The organism is Parabacteroides sp. AF39-10AC (genome assembly GCF_003635405.1).
GTDB classification, from domain to species: Bacteria; Bacteroidota; Bacteroidia; order Bacteroidales; family Tannerellaceae; genus Parabacteroides; species Parabacteroides distasonis.
Genome location: NZ_QTLP01000008.1, coordinates 134,081 through 154,954, shown reverse-complemented (window position 1 = coordinate 154,954; position 20,874 = coordinate 134,081). Strand labels below are relative to the sequence as shown.

21 protein-coding genes and 1 tRNA gene are annotated in these 20,874 nt (G+C 47.1%); 19 read left to right on the top strand and 3 right to left on the bottom strand.

Annotation, left to right across the window (positions count from 1 at the left end; all coding sequences use genetic code 11):
• The first annotated feature begins 15 nt into the window (after positions 1 to 15).
• Genes DW033_RS09690 through DW033_RS09675 form a run of 4 tightly spaced genes read left to right on the top strand, consistent with a single transcriptional unit; the run spans position 16 to position 1,305 of the window.
• The gene (locus tag DW033_RS09690) at positions 16 to 351 is read left to right on the top strand and encodes a nucleotidyltransferase family protein (RefSeq protein ID WP_036617276.1); all 336 of its coding nucleotides are present in this window, start codon (positions 16 to 18) and stop codon (positions 349 to 351) included.
• Positions 320 to 658 (top strand): DUF86 domain-containing protein, encoded by a 339-nt coding sequence (locus tag DW033_RS09685; protein WP_122382699.1) that lies wholly within the window; start codon positions 320 to 322, stop codon positions 656 to 658. Before DW033_RS09690 ends, DW033_RS09685 begins: the two co-directional genes overlap by 32 nt.
• Positions 659 to 668: 10 nt before the next feature.
• Entirely contained in the window at positions 669 to 1,088 is a 420-nt protein-coding gene (tsaE, locus tag DW033_RS09680; protein WP_048927062.1) for a tRNA (adenosine(37)-N6)-threonylcarbamoyltransferase complex ATPase subunit type 1 TsaE, read from the top strand.
• A gap of 4 nt (positions 1,089 to 1,092) precedes the next feature.
• Entirely contained in the window at positions 1,093 to 1,305 is a 213-nt protein-coding gene (locus DW033_RS09675) for an immunity 17 family protein (protein WP_005859813.1), read from the top strand.
• 103 nt (positions 1,306 to 1,408) lie between these two features.
• On the opposite strand, the gene rnr is transcribed toward DW033_RS09675, so the two are convergent.
• Positions 1,409 to 3,595 (bottom strand): ribonuclease R, encoded by a 2,187-nt coding sequence (gene rnr / locus DW033_RS09670; RefSeq protein ID WP_121960685.1) that lies wholly within the window; start codon positions 3,593 to 3,595, stop codon positions 1,409 to 1,411.
• 138 nt (positions 3,596 to 3,733) lie between these two features.
• Positions 3,734 to 4,642: an SMP-30/gluconolactonase/LRE family protein gene (locus DW033_RS09665; protein WP_005859808.1), complete on the bottom strand. Its 909-nt coding sequence runs from the start codon at positions 4,640 to 4,642 to the stop codon at positions 3,734 to 3,736.
• A gap of 138 nt (positions 4,643 to 4,780) precedes the next feature.
• On the opposite strand from DW033_RS09665, the gene DW033_RS09660 reads away from it, so the two are divergent.
• From DW033_RS09660 to DW033_RS09605, 12 genes are all read left to right on the top strand, one after another.
• Positions 4,781 to 5,908, top strand: coding sequence for a hypothetical protein (locus tag DW033_RS09660; RefSeq protein ID WP_005859806.1), 1,128 nt, complete (start codon positions 4,781 to 4,783; stop codon positions 5,906 to 5,908).
• Positions 5,909 to 5,913: 5 nt separating this feature from the next.
• On the top strand, positions 5,914 to 7,779 hold the full coding sequence (locus DW033_RS09655; RefSeq protein ID WP_005867331.1) for a DNA topoisomerase IV subunit B: 1,866 nt from the start codon (positions 5,914 to 5,916) through the stop codon (positions 7,777 to 7,779).
• Positions 7,766 to 8,239 carry a pantetheine-phosphate adenylyltransferase gene (gene coaD / locus DW033_RS09650; RefSeq protein ID WP_005859804.1) on the top strand — a complete coding sequence of 158 codons (474 nt, stop codon included), beginning with the start codon at positions 7,766 to 7,768 and terminating at the stop codon, positions 8,237 to 8,239. Before DW033_RS09655 ends, coaD begins: the two co-directional genes overlap by 14 nt.
• A gap of 23 nt (positions 8,240 to 8,262) precedes the next feature.
• The gene (locus DW033_RS09645; protein WP_036630834.1) at positions 8,263 to 9,852 is read left to right on the top strand and encodes a S41 family peptidase; all 1,590 of its coding nucleotides are present in this window, start codon (positions 8,263 to 8,265) and stop codon (positions 9,850 to 9,852) included.
• Positions 9,853 to 9,873: 21 nt separating this feature from the next.
• The gene (locus tag DW033_RS09640; protein ID WP_005859800.1) at positions 9,874 to 10,401 is read left to right on the top strand and encodes a chromate transporter; all 528 of its coding nucleotides are present in this window, start codon (positions 9,874 to 9,876) and stop codon (positions 10,399 to 10,401) included.
• A gap of 1 nt (position 10,402) precedes the next feature.
• Complete coding sequence (locus DW033_RS09635; RefSeq protein WP_022192757.1) at positions 10,403 to 10,954, top strand: chromate transporter; 552 nt, start codon at positions 10,403 to 10,405, stop codon at positions 10,952 to 10,954.
• Between the two features lie 122 nt (positions 10,955 to 11,076).
• Entirely contained in the window at positions 11,077 to 12,393 is a 1,317-nt protein-coding gene (locus DW033_RS09630) for a TolC family protein (RefSeq protein ID WP_048927063.1), read from the top strand.
• A gap of 116 nt (positions 12,394 to 12,509) precedes the next feature.
• On the top strand, positions 12,510 to 13,736 hold the full coding sequence (locus tag DW033_RS09625; RefSeq protein WP_005867336.1) for an efflux RND transporter periplasmic adaptor subunit: 1,227 nt from the start codon (positions 12,510 to 12,512) through the stop codon (positions 13,734 to 13,736).
• 8 nt (positions 13,737 to 13,744) lie between these two features.
• Positions 13,745 to 14,485: an ABC transporter ATP-binding protein gene (locus tag DW033_RS09620; protein ID WP_048927065.1), complete on the top strand. Its 741-nt coding sequence runs from the start codon at positions 13,745 to 13,747 to the stop codon at positions 14,483 to 14,485.
• A 37-nt stretch (positions 14,486 to 14,522) separates the two neighbouring features.
• Positions 14,523 to 15,743, top strand: a complete 1,221-nt coding sequence (locus DW033_RS09615; RefSeq protein ID WP_122380222.1) for an ABC transporter permease — start codon at positions 14,523 to 14,525, stop codon at positions 15,741 to 15,743.
• Between the two features lie 83 nt (positions 15,744 to 15,826).
• Positions 15,827 to 16,894 carry a sensor histidine kinase gene (locus tag DW033_RS09610; RefSeq protein ID WP_008772910.1) on the top strand — a complete coding sequence of 356 codons (1,068 nt, stop codon included), beginning with the start codon at positions 15,827 to 15,829 and terminating at the stop codon, positions 16,892 to 16,894.
• Entirely contained in the window at positions 16,891 to 17,646 is a 756-nt protein-coding gene (locus tag DW033_RS09605; protein WP_008772909.1) for a LytTR family DNA-binding domain-containing protein, read from the top strand. Before DW033_RS09610 ends, DW033_RS09605 begins: the two co-directional genes overlap by 4 nt.
• A gap of 7 nt (positions 17,647 to 17,653) precedes the next feature.
• On the opposite strand, the gene dacB is transcribed toward DW033_RS09605, so the two are convergent.
• Positions 17,654 to 19,111: a D-alanyl-D-alanine carboxypeptidase/D-alanyl-D-alanine-endopeptidase gene (gene dacB / locus DW033_RS09600; protein WP_048927067.1), complete on the bottom strand. Its 1,458-nt coding sequence runs from the start codon at positions 19,109 to 19,111 to the stop codon at positions 17,654 to 17,656.
• A 58-nt stretch (positions 19,112 to 19,169) separates the two neighbouring features.
• Here dacB and DW033_RS09595 point away from each other — a divergent pair, with 58 nt between their 5' ends.
• The 3 genes from DW033_RS09595 to DW033_RS24885 form a co-directional block, all read left to right on the top strand.
• Entirely contained in the window at positions 19,170 to 20,327 is a 1,158-nt protein-coding gene (locus DW033_RS09595) for an AI-2E family transporter (protein ID WP_121772135.1), read from the top strand.
• Positions 20,328 to 20,396: 69 nt separating this feature from the next.
• Positions 20,397 to 20,469, top strand: a tRNA-Lys gene (locus DW033_RS09590).
• Positions 20,470 to 20,712: 243 nt separating this feature from the next.
• The coding region (locus DW033_RS24885; RefSeq protein WP_233554171.1) for an Arm DNA-binding domain-containing protein at positions 20,713 to 20,874 on the top strand (162 nt) is incomplete at its 3' end.

The following is a 20,874-nucleotide window of genomic DNA, read 5'->3' as shown; positions in this document are numbered from 1 at the left end:
TGCGAAAAAAGAAGTATGTTTATCCATAATGAAATACGTAAGAATCTTTCCTTGTTCTCTGATATATGTAAGAATCATGGGATAAAATCGTTGTATGCGTTTGGATCTTCAGTGACAGAGCAATTCAATCCACAGAGGAGTGATATTGACTTGTTGGTAGAGATGGAGGATATGGATCCTTTAGAAAAAGGAGAAAAATTACTTTCTTTATGGGATAAGTTAGAAGATTTTTTTCAAAGAAAAGTAGATCTGCTTACTCGGAAAAGTTTAAAAAATCCATTTCTTTTGGAGAATATCGATAAAACAAAAATTCTATTGTATGACAATAAAAGAAAAGAAGTATTTGTCTGACATGATGAGGGCGATAAGCTTGATCGAGTCGTTTACCGCAAATACTATATCTTATACAGAATATACAATGGATCTAAAGACGCAGAGTGCGGTGGAAAGGCAATTGGCTATTATAGGTGAGGCTTTAAATCAATATGACAAACAACCGGAACGTATATCGCTGAATAATACGCGGCAAATTGTTGGTTTCCGTAATCGGATTATACATGCTTATGATAGTTTGGATGACACATTGGTTTGGGCGATAGTCGTTAATCATTTACCGGCGTTAAAAAGTGAAGTGAAAACATTATTGGAAAATTGTTAAGTTAGATAAGATGAGCACGATAAAAATAGAAAGTTTGGATAAGATCCATGAGGCGGCTAAGGAGTTTATCGCCGGGATGGATGATCGTACGGTCTTTGCCTTCTATGGTCCGATGGGGGCCGGTAAGACTACCTTTATCAAGGCGATCTGTGAGGAATTGGGTGTGGAGGATGTGATCAACAGCCCCACATTCGCTATTATCAATGAGTACCGTAGCGATACGACGGGAGAATTGATTTATCATTTTGATTTTTACCGGATCAATAAATTGAGTGAGGCCGAAGATATTGGAACGGAAGACTATTTCTATAGCGGAGCTTTATGTTTTATTGAATGGCCGGAGAAAATAGATGAGTTGTTACCCGGAGATGTGGTAAATGTCACGATCTCGGAGAATCCGGACGGTTCACGTACTGTAGAGGTTAAGTAAGTCTATGGATCCTTCCGAATACTTTATCTTATCCTTGTTTATCGCTTTGGGATTGTTCTCAATCGTAGCGGCGATCTGTAATTTTGATTGGTACTTTAAAACCAGCGGGGCGATGACTTTCGTGAACTGGTTCGGTCGTGGCGGCGCACGTATCTTCTATGCGTTGTTGGGAATCGGGCTGATCGCTTGTGGGGCGCTGGGACTTATGTATTGGTGATAAAAAGTAAATTATACTTACTTGTCCTAGTAAGTATAATCAAAATGCCTAAGTAAGTATAACTTCGTTGTCTGATGAAGTTATACTTACTTTGAAAAAAGCCTTATTCCGCTAATTGGAAATCGAGTTGCTTACGTTCCAGATTCGCTTGCGCTACTTTGATAGTGATAGGGTCTCCCAAACGATATTGACGTTTCTTGCGACGGCCCAATAAACAATAATTCTTCTCATCAAACTCATAGTAATCATCATCCAGATCACGGATTGGTACAAGCCCCTCGCATTTATTCTCGTTCAGTTCTACGTAAAGCCCCCATTCGGTGACACCGGAGATAACGCCGTCGAATACCATGCCGAGCTTATCCTGCATGAATTCTACTTGCTTATATTTGATGGATGCACGCTCTGCGTTGGCGGCGACTTGCTCCATGCTGGAACAATGATCGCATAAATCCTCATACTTCTTTTGTATAACGCTACGGCCACCGGCTAGATAACGTTCCAGCAATCGGTGTACCATCATATCCGGATAACGGCGGATAGGAGAGGTGAAATGTGTATAGTATTCGAAAGCCAAGCCATAGTGACCGATATTCTCCGTGGAGTAACGGGCCTTTTGCATGGCACGGATCGCCACTGTCTCGATCAAGTTCTCTTCCGGCTTTCCTTGTACATTGTCTAATAAGGAGTTGATTCCCTTGGAGACATCCGTCTTCGTGCCGTCTGTTTTCAACTTATAGCCGAAGCGACGGATAAAAGAGGCGAAATTCTCCATTTTATCTGGGTCCGGAAGCTCATGGATACGATAAACAAATGTCTTCTTAGTCTTTCCTTTAGGAGGACGGCCCACGAACTCGGCTACGGTACGGTTTGCCAATAGCATGAACTCCTCGATTAACTTATTAGCGTCTTTTGAGACCTTGAAATAAACACGGACCGGTTTCCCTTGTTCGTCGATCTCGAATTTAACCTCATAGCGGTCGAAGTTGATAGCGCCACTCTTGAAACGGCGTTCCCGCAATTTCTTGGCAAGATCGTTCAAGGCTAGAATCTCCTCTTTATAATCTCCCTCGCCGGTTTCGATCACTTCTTGTGCCTCCTCATAGGTAAAGCGGCGGTCGCTCTTGATGATCGTGCGGCAGATCCGGGAGTTTTGTACCACGGCATCGCTATTTAGTTCGAAGACAGCGGAGAAGCATAATTTTTCCTCGTCGGGACGTAAGGAGCATATTTGGTTGCAAAGTCGCTCGGGAAGCATCGGTATCGTACGGTCTACCAGATAAACGGAAGTCGCACGGCTTTGTGCCTCTTTATCGATGACACCGTCCGTTTTCACATAATGTGTTACGTCGGCGATATGTACGCCAACCTCCCAGTTCCCGTTATCCAAACGGCGTGCGGAAAGGGCGTCGTCGAAGTCTTTCGCGTCCTTCGGGTCGATCGTGAAGGTTGTTATCCCCCGGAAATCCTCCCGGTTCTCAATTTCCTCCGGAGAGATCGCTTCCGGGATCTTATCCGCCGCTTTCTCTACCGAGGAAGGATATTTGTAAGGCAATCCGAATTCGGCAAGGATCGCGTGCATCTCGGCGGTATTCTGTCCGGCGATACCTAATATATCGATGACCTCACCCAGTGGATTCTTGGCTTCATCCGGCCATTCCACGATACGTACGATCGCTTTGTCGCCGTTCTTGCCCCCTTTCAGTTTATCCTTAGGGATGAAAATATCGTTAGCCAACGTCTTGTTTTCCGTAATCAAGAAGGCAAAGCCTTTAGCTACTTGAAGTTTACCTACGAAAGTACGCTCCTTGCTCTCAAGGATTTCCACGACCTCACCTTCCGGCTCGGCACCTTTACGTTTGGCGAAAAGCTGTACTTTCACCTTGTCGCCATCCATGGCATGCCCGGAATTACGTTCGGCGATAAATACCGGCGTACCTCCGTCTTCGGGGATGAAAGAATTCTTTCCATTGCTACGGCGTGCGAAAGTTCCTATGGCTAGGGTGCCCAATCCGTTGAGACGGTAACGGCCACGGTCGATCTCAGTGATGATATCCTCGGCGGACAAGTCATACAGGATGTCTACCACCTGCAATTTCTGCACTTGGTTCTCGACTCCGATGATCTTGCTGATTTGTTTATAGTTGAAAGGTTCCTTGGGAGAGGATTGGAAAACGGAAATGATGGCTTGGATCATCGCTTCTTTTTTCATACGTTTACCAACACCCTTGTCCTTTTTTCCTTTTTTCTCCTTATTGTTATCTTTTTTTGCTGGTCTATTCTTTGCCATTCTGTATAATTATTTGCATTTGTTTTTGTGAAGACGGGGTACGCCTCGTCTTCTGCACGCCATGTCTACAAAGGAAACAATTTAAATTGATATTTGGTTGACAATTGTGTTAATTAGATTTATTAAGCTCGCAGATTCTTAATGGAAACAATTCGCCGGCACCCCTTTCGCTCCGGGCTTGCAACAGAATACGCTACCGCTTAGTGGATATTCCTCAAGCTGTTCCTCACTCAATCCGGCACGGGCGGTCGTTATATAAAGCGTGTCGAGCTTATCCCCTCCAAAAGCGCATGACGCTACGTGGGGGGCCGGCACGACAATTTTTGTCAACAGATCGCCGGTATAGGGATTGTAACAATAAACACCGCCACCTCCCCATTGAGCCACCCAAAGGTTGTCGTTGCAATCTATCGTCATTCCATCCGGGGAGCCGGTGCCCTCGGGTATATTTACGGCTACGCCATCGTACAATATGTCACCGGAGCTATCGTCATACCGGAAACGTATGATCTTACGGGTAGGTGTGTCGTTGTAATACATGTATTTCTTATTGGCGGACCATACGATCCCATTGGAGATCGTGACTTTTGTCAACTTTGTTTCGACGGTTCCGTCTGCCCATACGCAATAAAGGCTGGCAGCCCCTTTAGGTGCGCCAAATCCCATGGTGCCGATCCATAAGCGTCCGGACGGGTCGCATTTCCCATCGTTGCAACGAATCTTCCCGTTATTGTCCGGGATTGGGGCGATAGATGTCGTGTTCCCATCCGTTAGGTTTACACGTATGATCTCGTTTTGTAAAGCGACGACTACCGTACTGTCCGTTTCCGGTACGACGGTAGAGACCATGCGGTCGAACTGCCATGAACGGCAGTTTTGCAAGTCCGGTATATACTCATATAACGTCTTTCCTTCAATATCTACCCAGAAAAGTGTATTGCGATCGGGATGCCAAATCGATCCCTCCCCTGTAGTAGCTTCCGCCCGGAACGCCAGATCGGGGCTGATTATAATAGGATCGTTTATACAAGAGGTTCCTTCAAACATGATAAATGCCAATATTAATTTAATAACTATTTTTTTCATGGTATGCTATGAATCTGAGTTTACAAAGGTATAAATTTGTTTTATAATGCCATGATAAAAGATTATTTATGTAACTTTGCCGCTTAAATAAAATTACCGATGAGCGTAGAGATAAGAGAAGTTACCAGTAAGAAGGAGCTTAAGAAGTTTGTCAAGTTCAATATCGAATTATACAAGGGTAATCCCTATCACGTACCGGGTTTAATAGAGGAAGAGATGATGACGCTGGATAAGAAGAAAAATCCGGCGTTCGAGGTGTGCGACGCTATTTACTTCCTTGCCTATAAGGACGGGAAGGTGGTAGGCCGTATCGCCGGTATGGTGAATCGCCCGAGTAACGAGGCTTGGGGACAGAAACGTGCCCGCTTTGGTTTCGTAGATTTTATTGATGATGACGAGGTGGTTGATGCCCTTTTTGGCGCTGTCGAGAAATGGGCCCGCGAACAAGGCATGGAGGAGATCCACGGTCCGATGGGCTTTACCGATATGGATCACGAGGGTATGTTGATCGAGGGTTTCGATCAGATCGGTACGATGGCTACAATTTATAATTATCCCTATTACCCCAAGCAAGTGGAGCGTATCGGATACGGAAAGGATCAAGATTGGCATGAATTTAAGATCTATATACCGGATGGCGTTCCCGAGAAGCATTTGCGTATCGGCGAGATCGTGAAGAAGAAATACGGATTGAAGGTGCTGAAGTTCAAGAACGCTAAGGAGATTATGCCTTACGCCCGTCCGGTATTCCATACATTGAATGCGGCTTTCGCTCCCTTGTATGGTTTCGCGCAATTGACCGAGAAGCAGATCGATTATTATATCAATATGTATATCCCTATGCTGCGTTATGATTTGGTAACGCTGATCGTAAGGGAAGAGGATAATGCGGTGGTTGGCTTTGGCATCTCCCTGCCCAACCTTTCGAGAGCCTTGCAAAAGGCTCGTGGGCATATGTTACCCTTCGGGTGGATTCATTTGCTGAAAGCGTTGAAGAGCAAACCGAAAGTAATCGACCTGTATTTGACAGGAGTCTTGCCGGAATATCAAAGTAAAGGCGTGAACGCTTTATTATTTAATGACTTGATTCCGGTCTATAAGCGTATCGGTGCCGTTTACGCCGAGAGTAACCCGGAGCTGGAAACGAATAGCGCCGTACAAGCGCAATGGGATTATTTCAAGCGAGAGCATCATAAATCAAGAAGAGCGTATATTAAAAAGTTATAAGAGATATGGATGAGCTGAATTCAACGATACAACAACCTACGGAATATAACGATGATGACATCAAGACACTGGACTGGATGGAGCATATCCGCCGGCGTCCCGGTATGTATATCGGAAAACTGGGGGACGGTAGCTATGCCGATGATGGTATCTATGTGTTGTTGAAGGAGGTGCTGGATAACTCTATCGACGAGTACATGATGGGGTACGGCAAAAGTATCGAGGTGACTATCGAGGAAGGTACGGTAGCCGTGCGGGATTATGGCCGTGGTGTCCCTCTGGGTAAGGTCGTGGATGTGTCTAGCAAGATGAATACCGGCGCTAAATACGATAGCAAGGCGTTTAAGAAATCCGTGGGTTTGAATGGTGTGGGTATCAAGGCGGTGAATGCCTTGAGTAGTTATTTCTTGATAACCAGCTACCGTGACGGAGAGTGTAAGCGGGTGGAATATAGTAAGGCGATCGTCACGGAGGAATCGGATATCCAACCGACCGGGGAGGCGAACGGTACGCAGGTATTCTTTGTCCCGGACCGGGAGATCTTTAAGGATTATCATTATAAGGACGAGTTTATCGAGGGGCTATTAAAGAACTATGTCTTCTTGAACTCGGGACTTTCCATTATTTACAACGGCAAGCGTTTCTATTCCCGCAATGGTCTGGTGGATTTGTTGAACGAGAATATGACCACCGAGCCTCTTTACCCGATCATCCACCTGAAAGGGGAGGATATAGAGGTGGTTATCACGCATAGCAACCAATATGGAGAGGAATATTATTCGTTCGTGAACGGCCAGCATACCACCCAAGGCGGTACGCACCTTTCCGCTTTCAAGGAGTCTGTAGGCCGTGTCATCAAGGAATATTACAATAAGAATTTCGAGTATTCGGATATTCGTGCGGGTATCGTGGCCGCTATCAGCATAAAAGTGGAGGAGCCTGTATTCGAGAGCCAGACAAAGACCAAGCTCGGCTCGAAAGATATAGGACCGGACGGCCCTACGGTAGCGAAGTTTATCGGTGATTTCATCAAGAATGACCTGGATAACTATTTGCATAAGAATATGGAGACTTCGGAGCTTTTACTGAAGAAGATCTTGGAGTCCGAGAAAGAGCGCAAGGCGATCGCCGGTGTTACGAAGCTGGCCCGCGAGCGTGCGAAGAAAGCGAATTTACATAATAAGAAACTAAGGGATTGCCGGATTCACCTGACCGATTCGAAAGGGGATTTGCTAGAGGAAAGCAGTATCTTTATCACGGAGGGTGACTCGGCTAGCGGTTCTATCACGAAGAGCCGTAACCCGAATTACCAAGCTGTATTTAGTTTGAGGGGTAAGCCTTTGAATAGTTATGGCTTGACAAAGAAGATCGTTTACGAGAACGAGGAGTTTAACTTGCTTCAAGCGGCCTTGAATATTGAGGATGGCTTGGAAGGTTTGCGGTATAATAAGGTGATTATCGCGACAGATGCCGACGTGGACGGGATGCATATCCGTTTATTGTTGATTACCTTCTTCTTGCAATTCTTCCCCGATTTGATTAAGCGTAATCATGTTTATATCTTGCAAACCCCATTATTCCGGGTACGTAACCGGCAGAAGACGTGGTATTGTTATTCAGAGGAGGAACGCTTGGCTGCCATAGCCGCTGCCGGGAAGAATCCGGAGATCACCCGATTCAAAGGTCTGGGAGAGATCTCTCCCGATGAGTTCAAGCATTTTATCGGCAAGGATATACGCCTTGATCCGGTGACAATGAAGAAAGAGGACCTCGTGAAAGATATGCTCGAGTTCTATATGGGGAAGAATACCATGGAGCGACAGAACTTTATTATCGATAACTTAGTGGTTGAAGAAGATGTCATCAATTGAAAATAAACGTATCGCACTTTTTCCCGGTACCTTCGATCCTTTTACGATCGGGCATCAATCCTTGGTAAGGCGTGGGTTGGAACTGGTGGACGAGATCGTGATCTCGATCGGTATCAACGATAAGAAGCTTACCTATTTCTCCTTGGAGAAGCGGATGGAAGCGATCTGGAATCTATACAAGGATAATCCAAGGGTGAAAGTCATGTCATATAATCAATTGACGGTGGATTTCGCTAAAGAGGTCGGAGCCGGCTTTATCTTAAGAGGAATCCGTACGGTCAATGATTTCGAATACGAGAAGACGATTGCGGACGTGAATCGTAAGTTGACGGGTATCGAGACTTTTATCTTGTTTACGGAACCGGAGCATACGCATATTAGCTCAAGCATTGTCCGTGAGTTGTTACGCTACGGCAAAGACATTTCCCAATTCGTCCCTAAAGAGACGAGATTGTATTGAAAATTATGAAACGAATATATCTGATGAAAAGAATCGTCTTATCCCTGCTGATCGTCCTAGGTGTGTTTACCGGAGCGACAGCGCAAAAAGCGAATATGGATGCCCGGAAGCTCCAATTGGCTTTATTCGCCATCTCTAATCTATATGTCGACTCTACTAGCGAGACGAAGTTGGTGGAAGACGCTATAGTCGGCATGTTGGATAAGCTAGACCCTCATTCCAATTATATGGACCCGGAGGAGACGAAAGAGATGACCGAGCCTTTACAAGGCAATTTCGATGGTATCGGCATACAGTTCAATATGTTGACGGATACGCTTTACGTGATTCAGGTAATCCCCGGAGGTCCCTCTGAGAAGGTGGGGTTGATGGCGGGCGACCGTATTATCCAAGTAGACGATACCTTGATCGCCGGCGTGAAGATGAAGACTACCGATATCATGAAGAAACTACGCGGACCGAAAGGTACCGAGGTGCGTGTGAAAGTAAAGCGAGGCAAGTCGCCGGAATTGATGGATTTCAAGATCGTTCGCGGTAAGATTCCCGTGTATAGTCTGGATGCCGCTTATATGGCGGATAAGAATACCGGTTATATTAAGTTGAACCGTTTCGCCGCTTCTTCCGCCGATGAATTCAGGGAGGCGTTGGAGAAGCTCCGGAAACAGGGCATGAAGAACTTGATTCTGGATTTGCAGGGAAATGGTGGGGGATATTTGAATATCGCCATAGAGTTAGCGGATGAGTTCTTGGATAAAAACCGGTTGATCGTTTATACGAAAGGGAGTAAGCAACCTCGTGAGGAGGCGAACTCTACCGCTCGTGGACAATTCCAAGAGGGACGTTTGGTCGTTCTGGTGGACGAGTCCTCGGCTTCGGCCAGCGAGATCGTCTCCGGCGCTATTCAAGATTGGGACCGTGGAGTGATCGTAGGTCGCCGTACCTTTGGTAAAGGTTTGGTACAGAAACCGATTCCCCTGCCGGATGGTTCCATGATTCGTTTGACGGTTTCCCGTTACTATACACCCACCGGACGTTGTATACAAAAGCCTTACGAGAACGGGAAGATGGAGGAGTACCACCATGATCTGATCGACCGTTATAACCGGGGGGAGTTGATGAGTGCCGATAGCATTCATTTCCCGGATTCAATGAAGTATAACACCTTGGTTACCGAGCGTACCGTATATGGAGGTGGAGGTATTATGCCGGACGTGTTCATCCCGGTAGATACGACTCGCTATACGGATTATCACCGGAAACTGGTAGCTTCCGGTTTAGTCAATCGGGTGTCCATGAATTATCTGGATCGTAATCGGAACCAGATGATGGCTAAATATCCGAAATTCCAGCAGTATAAGCAAGGTTTCGTGGTCGGAGAGGATATCATGGAGGAGCTTCTTAAGATGGCCGGCGATGAGAAGATTGAGTTTGAGGAAGAGCAATATAATCGTTCGAAGCCGTTGATCATGCTTCAGATCAAGGCGCTTATCGCACGGGATCTCTATGATATGGCGCAGTACTTCCAGATTATCAATGATGATAATCCAAGTTACCAGAAAGCGCTTCAGATTATTAATAATAAAGAAACTTACAATAGGCTTTTAGGACGTTAGCCAACGTAAACAGATAAGGGTATGTATTGGACGCTTTTTCTGACATTCGTGAAAATCGGTATGTTTACCATCGGAGGTGGATACGCCATGTTGCCGCTTATCCAGCGGGATGTGGTGGACCGGGGGTGGATGACGAAAGAGGACTTTATCGACGTTTTCTCCGTGGCCCAATCGTTGCCGGGTATTTTCGCCGTGAATATAGCGATCTTCGTGGGTTATAAACTGAAGAAGACATGGGGCGGTTTTGTTTGTGCCTTGGGTACGATTCTCCCTTCTTTTGTAATCATGCTCTTGATCGCGTTATTCTTTACGCAGGTAAAGGATAATGTATGGGTGGAGAAGGCGTTTATGGGATTGCGTCCGGCGGTGGTCGCCTTGATCGCCGTGCCTTGTCTGACAACCGCACGCTCTATCAAGTTGAGTTACGTGCAAATGATCATACCTGTCGGGGCGGCATTGCTGATCTGGATGGGTGGGGTGTCTCCCGCTTGGATTATCTTGGCGGCTATAGCCGGAGGTTTGGTGTATGGTTTAAATAAGAAGGGCTGATATGATTTGGTTGCAATTATTATATGTATATCTGAAGATCGGTATATTGGGCTTTGGTGGCGGGTATGCGATGTTATCCTTGATACAAGCCGACGTGGTGGACCGCTATGGTTGGATTTCCTTGCAGGAGTTTACCGATATTGTCGCTATCTCTCAAATGACACCCGGGCCGATCGGTATCAATAGCGCCACCTATATAGGGTATACGGCGGTGCATAATGCGGGGTATTCGGAGACGATGAGTATCCTAGGGTCTTGCCTGACGACATTCGCGGTATGTCTGCCCTCTTTCATATTGGTTCTCTTGATCTCTTATTTCTTCGCTAAGTTCCGGAATAATAAATATGTAGAGGCGGCTTTCCTTGGATTGCGCCCGGCTACGGTCGGTTTGATCGCCGCCGCCGCCTTGCTATTAATGAATAAAGAGAACTTCATCGATTATAAAAGCTTCTTGATCTTTGGCGCCGCTTTCATCCTAACATGGAAATTCAAGGTACATCCTATCTTGATGATCATCTTGGCGGGTATCGCGGGTATTATTTTATATTGGTAATCCCGATGTCGATGGAATTGCCCGTTTAATCGGTGAAAACAGCCCCTTTTTCTAGTCTGGTTGCCCATGTTTTTAAGGTAATATAGTTTTGCTTTCGTAAAAAGATAGAAAACGAAGGCAATATGAAACAATACGCTTTATTATTCGCATGTCTGTTCTTCCTCTGTGTGGGGAGTAAGGCACAAGAGCAACCTACCCGATGGACTTTGCGCGCTTGCTTGGATTACGCTTTGGAGCATAATATCCAAGTAAAGAAAAGCAAGGTGTCGCATCTTTCCGGTATAGAGGATACGAAGCAGGCGAAAGCACAGCTTTTCCCTTCCCTTTCGGCTTCGGTTACCCAAGGATTCGTGAATTATCCTTCGAGCGACGCCGCTACGAATAATAGCTATAGCGGTAATTATGCGCTGAACGCTAAATGGACGCTTTTTGATGGAGGGCAACGTGTACAGGCGATCAAGCAACAGGAAATACAAAATACCGTCGATGAGCTGGGTATCGAGCAAAACGAGGATGATATCCAAATCTCCTTGATACAGACCTATATGCAGGTACTATATGCGATGGAGTCCGTTCGTATCAACCAAAATACGGTCGAGGTATCTACGGCGCAACGGGATCGTGCGGTGGAGTTGCTACGTGCCGGTTCGATCTCGAAAGTGGATTTGGCTCAGTTGGAAAGCCAGTTAAGCACCGATAAATATCAATTGGTCGTAGCCCAGACGAATCTAGACAATTATAAGTTGCAATTGAAGCAATTACTAGAACTGGATATAACCGAAGAGATCGAATTGGTGATGCCAGAGCTTACGGAGAAAGATATCTTAACCCCGCTTCCGAGCAAGCAAACGATTTACAATACCTCTCTGGCCGTGATGCCGCAAATAAAGAGCAGTGAGCTGGCCGTGGACATCGCCGAGCTGGAGAAGAAAAAGGCGAAAGGTGCTTTCCTTCCTTCGCTCTCCATGAACGCCGGGCTGGGTACCGGCCATCTTTCCGGAACGGATTACGCTTTCGGTAGCCAGGTCTGGAATAGTTTCAACGAGAGTGTCGGATTGACGATCAGCATCCCTATCTTCAGTAACCGCCAGTATAAGACGGCCTATAACAAGGCGAAATATGCGATTACCACCAGCCAGTTGGAGTTGCTGAATGCCCAAAAGCAATTGCTGCAAACCGTGGAGGGGATCTATCTGGACGCTACCTCGTCGCAGACCCAATATACCTCGGCTACCGAACGCTTGAGTTACGTGAAAGAAAGCTATAACTTGATCGATGAGCAATTCAGCCTCGGTATGAAAAATACGCTTGAGCTATTGACGGAGAAGAACAATTATCTGACCGCCCAGCAAGAGCAGCTACAAGCGAAATACATGGCCTTGATGAGCGTTCAGTTGCTGAATGTTTATCAGAAGAAGTCGGTTGCGGAGAATTATTAACCCACTAATGGATATATTTACTCCACTCTCTTTTTTCAAGGTTACCCTGCGACGGAGGTCGCGGGGGCCTTTTGAACAAGAATACAACGTAAAACAGAAATAAAACGAATCAGAATATGGACAAGAAGAAACTAATCATGGGCGGTGTTGCCGTTATCCTTATAGCGGGGGGCGTGTTCCTTTTCACGGGCAAATCCTCGAAAGGCGGGATCAAGCTGGAGACCGCTAAAGTAGGGCGCAGCACGATCACGAATACGGTTACGGCCACCGGTACGGTAGAGCCCGTTACCGAGGTTGAGGTAGGTACGCAGGTCTCCGGTATCATCGATAAGTTGTACGCTGATTATAACGACGTGGTGAAAGCCGGCCAACTGATCGCCGAGATGGATAAGATCAACCTCCAAGCCGAACTTCGTTCCGCCGAGGCGCAATTGGCGAGCAGCAAGACGGAGTTCGAGTATCAACAGAAGAACTACGCACGTAGCAAGGTGCTTCACGAGAAACAATTGATTAGCGATACGGATTATGAGACGGCTACCTATAATTATGAGAAGGCGAAGGCCGCTTACGACCAGAGTCAGGCCTCCATGGTAAAAGTAAACCGTAATCTGGAATATGCCACGATCACGAGCCCTATAGACGGAGTGGTTATCAACCGGGCCGTTGAGGAAGGGCAGACCGTTGCCGCCGGCTTCGAGACCCCGACGCTGTTTACCATTGCCGCCGACTTGACGAAGATGCAGGTAATAGCGGATGTGGATGAGGCGGATATAGGTAATGTGGAGGAAGGCCAACGGGTTAGTTTTACGGTGGATGCCTATCCGAACGATCAATTCGAGGGCGTGGTTCGCCAGATTCGTTTAGGGGACAGCGAAAGCACTTCCAGCGCTTCTTCCAGTACTTCTTCTTCTACGGTCGTTACCTACGAGGTAGTGATTACGGCAGATAATCCGGACTTGAAACTGAAACCTCGCTTGACGGCAAATGTCACAATTTATACGTTGGAACGTGCGAATATCCTGACCTTGCCGAACAAGGCACTTCGTTTTATCCCCGAGCCCGCCATCATGGAATCGTTGGGTATGACCGTGACAGATCCGAATGCGGAGGTACAACCCGGAAAACGCTTGGTTTGGTCCCGCCAAGGAAATACCTTGAGCCCGAGGCAGATTACGGTCGGAACCAGCAACAACAGCGTGACCGAAGTAACCGAGGGCTTGAGCGAGGGCGATGAGGTAGCCGTAGATTTAGCGAGCGCCGCCAACATGCCGGAAGTAGGTGCAGGAGCGGAGCGTAGCCCTTTCATGCCGGGCCCTCCGGGAAGCAACAAAAATAAGAGATAGTTTGCGTCATGAAAGAAATTATCAGATTAGACAATATAAAACGAGACTTCCACGTAGGCGACGAGACCGTCCATGCCCTGCGAGGCGTGTCGTTCACGATTCACGAGGGGGAGTTCGTTACGATCATGGGAACCTCCGGCTCCGGAAAGAGTACGTTGCTGAACACGCTGGGTTGCCTTGATACTCCTACGAGCGGGGAGTATTACTTAGACGGAGTATCCGTGCGCACCATGAACAAGCGGCAGCGAGCGACCCTCCGGAATCGCAAGATCGGATTCGTTTTTCAAAATTATAATCTGTTGCCGAAGACGACAGCGGTAGAGAACGTAGAGCTTCCTCTCATGTACAATCCTACTTATAAAGCGGCCCAACGTAGAGAGAAGGCGGTCAATGCTTTAATTGCCGTAGGTTTGGGAGATCGTCTGATGCATAAAAGCAACCAGATGTCCGGTGGCCAGATGCAGCGTGTGGCGATCGCCCGTGCCTTGGTGAACGATCCGGCGGTGATCCTTGCGGATGAGGCTACTGGCAACTTGGATACCCGTACCTCTTTCGAGATCTTAGTGCTCTTCCAGCGTCTGCACGCCGAGGGACGTACGATTATTTTTGTCACCCACAACCCGGAGATCGCCCAATATAGCAGCCGGAATATCACGCTGCGCGACGGTCATGTAACCGCCGATACGGTGAATACGAATATCTTGAGCGCGGCCGAGGCTTTGGCCCGCCTGCCCAAGAATGATGATTAGAATAATGAATTAATGTGGTAATAGCATATTTTTTAGAATGAATACGACGAATTTACTAAAGATAGCCCTTCGGGCCTTGGCCAACAACAAGCTGCGGGGATTCCTCACGATGCTGGGTATCATCATCGGCGTGGCTTCCGTGATCACGATGCTGGCCATCGGTCAAGGCTCGAAGCGGAGTATACAGGCGCAGATCAGCGAGATGGGCTCGAACATGATCATGATCCAGCCGGGAGCCGACATGCGTGGCGGCGTACGCCAAGACGCCTCTGCCATGGAGACGCTGAAGCTACAGGACTACGAGGATATCGTGAACGAGACTCGCTACGTCTCCGCCACCTCGCCCTCCGTGAACAGTAGTGGACAGGCCATCTATGGCGCCAATAACGCCCCGACTACCGTCTACGGTATTAGCCCGGATTATATGGAGATACGCCGATACGAGGTGGAGGATGGCGATATGTTCAGCGATCAGGACGTACAGACCGCCGCCAAGGTATGCGTGATCGGGAAGACGGTGGTGGATAACCTTTTCCCCGGCGGAGAGAATCCCGTCGGTAAGGTGATCCGTTTCCAGAAGCTACCGTTCCGGGTCGCGGGCGTACTGAAAAGCAAAGGATACAACAGCATGGGAATGGACCAAGACGACCTGATCTTAGCTCCATACACAACTATTCAAAAAAAGATCTTGGCCATTACCCATTTGCAAGGCATAACCTGCTCGGCGCTCAAGGAGGAGTACACCGATCAAGCCATAGACGAGATATCGGAGATACTGAGGCGTAACCATAGGCTGCGGGAAACCGATGATGATGATTTCACGATCCGGAGTATGCAGGAGTTGAGCACGATGTTGACAAGTACGACGGATATAATGACGACGTTGCTGGCTGCGGTGGCTGGTATCTCTCTTCTCGTTGGTGGTATCGGTATCATGAATATCATGTACGTGAGCGTGACGGAGCGTACGCGGGAGATCGGCCTCCGTATGAGTATCGGTGCGAAAGGCATGGATATCTTGGCTCAGTTCTTGATCGAGTCTATCCTTATCAGCGTGACCGGAGGATTGATCGGCGTGCTTTTCGGCGTGGGGGCCGCCTTGGTCGTGAACGTCGTGGCGCATTTCCCGATCTATATCCAGCCGTGGAGCGTACTGCTCTCTTTCGTGGTATGTACGGTGACGGGCGTGTTCTTCGGATGGTACCCGGCCAAGAAGGCGGCGCAGCTCGACCCGATCGAGGCCATACGCTATGAGTAGACGAATGCTCACTAGATAAGGCTACATGGCTCATATAACGGTAGGAATGACTATATTTGCGTAGCACTAAAGAGGATAATAAGATGAATGACACACCACAATCTCCCCCTATCAAAGGTTTGGGAAAGTTGATACACATCGCGGGATGGGGTATCCTGTTCTGCTCCCCCTTTTTCTTCACGGGGAGGGAGTCGCAAGTCACGTTCGAGGGCTATTTCCGGAGCATCATCGTGCCGCTTTCCTTCATGCTCGTCTTCTACTTGAATTACGGGTGGCTGGTGAGGCGGTATTTGTTTAACCGCCGGACAGGGCGTTTCCTGCTGATCAACCTATTGCTTATCGGGGGTATGATGCTGTTCGTGCATCTCTGCATGCGCTATTTCTATCCGCCGGAGATGCATCATCCGGCTCGTCCGCCCCGCCCGTTGAACGAGACGGTGGGGTTCTTTCTCGTCAACGCCGTTATCTACTCCTTGGTAGCCGGCCTTAGCGTGGCGATCAAGATGACGGACGGATGGTACCGGGTGGCGGCTATCCAGCGGGAACTGGAGAAGGAGCGTGCCGAGGCGGAATTGCAGAACCTGAAGAGCCAGCTTAACCCGCATTTCCTGTTTAATACGTTGAATAATATCTATAGCTTGATAGCGTTCAGCCCGGAGAAGGCACAGGAGGCGGTGCACGATTTGAGCCGCTTGCTTCGCTATGTCTTGTATGAGAGTAGCCAGCCTTTTGTCCCATTGGAGAAGGATTTCGACTTCCTTCGTAATTATGTGGAGCTGATGCGTATACGCCTGCCCAAACATGTGGAGCTGAAAACGAATATCGTCGCTTCCTCCCCGGGAACCTTGATCGCCCCCCTGTTGTTTATCTCCTTGGTTGAGAATGCGTTTAAGCATGGGGTGAGCAATAATAAGCCGTCTTTCATCCATTTGGATATCCATCAGGAGGGGGCGGAGGTAGTTTGTACTATTGTGAATAGCTATTTCCCGAAAAGCCCGGATCAAGATAAAAGTGGTTCCGGTATCGGGCTGGTGAATCTGGAGAAACGCTTGGGGCTGCTCTATCCGGGGCATTTCTCGTTCCAATGCGGTCGGGAGGGGGATAACTATTCTTCTTATCTATCAATTACTATAAACGAGACTGAGATATGAGATTGACTTGCGCTATTATTGACGATGAACCTTTAGCGGTTAGCTTGCTGGAAAGCTACGTCTTGAAAACTCCGTTTCTGGATTTGCAGGGGACTTATAATAGTGCCTTGGACGCTCTTTCCGACTTACGGGATCGGCCGGTGGATCTGCTTTTTCTGGATATCCAGATGCCGGAGTTGAGCGGATTGGAGTTCTCCCGTATCTTGAACGCCGATACCCGTGTCATTTTTACGACGGCTTTCGATCAATATGCCGTGGATAGTTACCGAGTAAACGCGCTGGATTATTTGTTGAAGCCAATTAGTTATCCGGACTTCCTTGCCTCGGCGAATAAGGCGTTGCGATGGTATGAGCTGCTCCGTAAGCCGGTGTCTTCGGAAGAGAAGGAAGGATCCGCGCCAATCGCGGAGAAGGGCGGGATGGAGAGTATTTTCGTCAAGAGTGAGTATAAGCTGTTGCAAATAGAGCTGCGCAAGATATTATATATTGAAGGATTAAAGGATTACGTGAAGATATTCGTGGAGGATGAGCCCCGTCCGGTCCTTTCGTTGATGAGCATGAAGAGTTTGGAGGATATGTTACCTTCGGATCGCTTTGTGCGTGTTCATCGCTCTTTTATCGTCCAGCCGGAGAAGATCAAGGTGATCGAGCGGAACCGGATTGTCTTTGGAAAGGAGTATATCCCGATCTCCGACAATTATAAACAGCATTTCCTAGAGATGATAGAGCGTAGATCGATCCTGCCGAAATAACTGCCGGTTAGTTGAACAACTGGAGCAATAATTTCTCTATCGCTACGGTCATAGGACGTCCGTCGCAGGAATAGTTGTTTACGAATAGGGCGATGGCGTATTGCTTATCGCCTTTGTTTATATATCCCGCGTATCCTTTTACCCGGCTCATGCTTCCGCTTTTAAGATGGGCTTTTCCTTGGAGGGATGAGCCTTTTAAGAAGTTCCTCACCGAGCCTTCTACCCCCACTACGGGCAATGATTCGTAGAAGGCTGTGTGTTGTTGTGAATAGGCTTTCATATAAATCAATAAATCAGCCACAAAAGCTGTTGATAACTTGTTGGAAACCGCAAGACCGCTACCATCGTACATCCAGACGCACGAGAGGTCGAGTCCTTTCCCTTGCCAATAGTCCCGAAGCACCTGGATTCCTCGGTTAAAAGAAGATATAACCTCTCCCTTACGGGGCGTATAGCGTAGGCCGATCGTCTTGATCAAGGCATCGGCGAATAAATTATGGCTGACATGGTTGGTCACTTCCACGATTTCCCGAAGCGTAGGGGAGTAAGTGGTAACAATCTCGGTCCGTTTCCCGGGTTGCCACCTACCGGCTTCCCGCAAGATACGGAAACAAGACGGTGATTCGCCGACCGTGATCCCTTCATGTTCCAATTGCCTAGTGAGATAATCCGCTAGGAAAAGAGCCGGGTCCGGGATATCCCCTTTGAGTGGATACCATTCCCGGTTAGCGGGGACAATGCCATATAAATAACGATCCGTGGCGAATGGTGCCCCTACGATAAAAGAACTATCCGAAGATACTTGCTGGGCCGTTAAGTAATTATGGAAATGGATGCCGGATAATTCCGGTTCGGTTCCTTTCAACTTCGGGCGGGTTCCGGGAGCTCCGGTTTGCAACCCTAATTTATAAAGATTGTCGAATACGCAAATCCCATAGCTTCCGGCACCATAATAACTACCCATATCTTCGCCAACCCATTTAAGGGAAGTGCCTTCCGTGTCGAATATACTTTCATCAGCGATTACGGCTCCTTGTATTTTATGGATACCCTCCTTTTTCAAGGCGGAGATCCATTCCTGTAGAAACCGCTTATGATCCGGGGCAAAATGCGCTGAGCCAAGGCTGGGATCTCCGCTTCCCTTGATATATAAATTGCCTTTTAACAAGCCGTTCTCGATGGAGCCGTCGTATTCTAATGTCGTGGGAAAGCGATAATCCTCGCCCAATATCTCCAATGCGGTAGCGGTCGTAACCGTTTTCATGACCGAGGCTGGGGTCAGCTGCCGGATTGTATCGTAAGCGAATACCGTCTCGCCACTGTTAACCTCTTTCACGATCAAGGAAAATGAAGCTCCTTCCATATAAGGCTTGCGCAGGAATTGCTTGATAGGTTGTGGAGTCTGTGCCCCCACTGAAAGGTATAAGCAAGAAATGAGGAAGAAAAAGGATATTTTACGTATCATGATGTTTATATATTCTACTTTATTCTATCTTTGTCGCAAGCAAAGATATGAAAATAATATGAATCCACTGTTTGACAAGCCTTTTACGTTTGACCGTGTAATACGCATAGTGTTCGGTATACTGGTCATCTCAGGAATTATTTATTTGATAGCCTTATTACGAAACGCTTTGTTACCTTTCCTGATCGCTTGGTTACTGGCTTATATGATGCAACCGTTCGTAAAGTTCTTCCAATATAAATTATGTTTTAAGAGCCGCATCTTATCGATTATGGCGGTATTGGTGACTTTAGGGCTATTGATAACGTTGCTGGTAGTCATGGTCATTCCTTCCATCGCGGCTGAGGCGGATAAAACGCTAGAACTGATCCGCACACATGATCCCGGTGAAGGTCATGTCCCTTTGATCCCGCATTCATGGATGGAATATCTGGAAAGTAATGTGAACTTCGCCCAGATCATGGAGTTATTGAGTAAGGAGAATTTGTTGAAAGCGGTGAAGCAGATTGCGCCCCAGTTATGGTCTATCTTATCGAACACTTTCTCAATCCTTTTCAGTATCACGATCGTGTTCGTGATCTTGCTTTACTTTATTTTCATCCTTTTGGATTATGAGAAGATCGCGAATGGTTGGATCGATTTGATACCGGAGCGTTACCGTCCGTTCCTGCAAGGTTTGGCTGAGGATGTGGAATACAGCATGAACCGTTATTTCCGCGGACAATCGTTGATAGCTCTTTCTGTAGGGGTTCTCCTCGCGATCGGTTTTAAGATCATTAATTTCCCGTTGGCGGTCACGCTAGGCCTGTTTATCGGCGTGCTGAACTTAATTCCCTATATGCAGGCGATCGGTATTATCCCGATGATTCTATTGAGCTTATTGCGTTCGGCCGAGACTGGAGAGAACTTCTGGTTGATCTTTGGTATGGCTATTTTAGTCTTGGGTATCGTACAATGTATACAGGATTTATATCTTACCCCCCGCATAATGGGTAAGGCTATGGGACTGAATCCCGCCATCATCTTACTCTCATTATCCATCTGGGGAACGATCCTAGGCTTTATAGGCTTAATAATAGCCCTCCCATTGACAACATTGTGCTTATCCTACTATAAACGCTTTATCTTGCACGAAGATAATGAGTTAGATCCCGGAAACCTTGCTCATCAACCTAAGCGAGAGAAAATAAATTCAGATTTAATCGCAAAAAAATAGCCATGCCTATTGCATATTAAAAAAATACTCCTACCTTTGCACCCGCATTACAGAAGTAACGCACAGGATGATTCGCTAGCTCAGCTGGTAGAGCACAACACTTTTAATGTTGGGGTCCTGGGTTCGAGCCCCAGGCGGATCACTGAAACAACAAGAAAAATCAAGCAAATCCCTGATAATCAGACATTATCAGGGATTTCTTTTTTCTAGCAGGTAGCAAAAAATAGCCGTTTCAAGCATATTATCGGTGGATAAATCGTGGGACTAAAATTTAGTTCAAAAAAGTCCCACGAATTTGCATCTTTCTCACTGATTCATAGCTTTTTGCATGGTCGTACTTTGGAAGAGAATACATAGTTTTGTAACTCTAAAAACGATGTAAAAAATGGCTCGTAAATCATTTTCTGTTTTGTTCTTCATCAAGAAAGGCAAATTATTAAAGAACGGTGAAGCACCCGTGTGCATGAGAATTACCGTAAATGGCTGTATGGTAGATATTTCCATCAAAAGAAGCTGTCCTGTAAACCTATGGAATCAGGCTAAAGAG